This window comes from Acinetobacter sp. USHLN143, from assembly GCF_037145695.1.
Lineage (GTDB): Bacteria > Pseudomonadota > Gammaproteobacteria > Pseudomonadales > Moraxellaceae > Acinetobacter > Acinetobacter fasciculus.
Genome location: NZ_JBBCWZ010000255.1, coordinates 1 through 325, shown reverse-complemented (window position 1 = coordinate 325; position 325 = coordinate 1). Strand labels below are relative to the sequence as shown.

Here is a 325-nt window from a genome sequence, read left to right as displayed (position 1 = left end):
TAATACCAAATCAGCATATTGTTTTCTTGGAAAAATTTTAAATAATGTGAAGAAGTGGCAAATTCCACAAGTGATCAACACGGATAAAGCACCCACATATGGACGTGCTTTATCACGGTTAAAACGGGAAGGTAAATGTCCACCAGACCTTGAGCACAGGCAGATTAAGTATAAAAATAACGTGATTGAATGTGATCATGGCAAGCTAAAGCGGATCATCAGGGCCACATTAGGATTCAAATCTATGAAGACGGCTTATGCCACAATTAAAGGTATTGAAGTCATGCGTGCACTACGTAAAGGACAAGCATCGTCATTTTATTAT

At 38.2% G+C, this 325-nt stretch carries 1 pseudogene; it reads left to right on the top strand.

The features are described from left to right. Window positions 1-325: pseudogene (locus WFH18_RS17970) on the top strand (IS6-like element IS1006 family transposase); the annotation flags it as partial.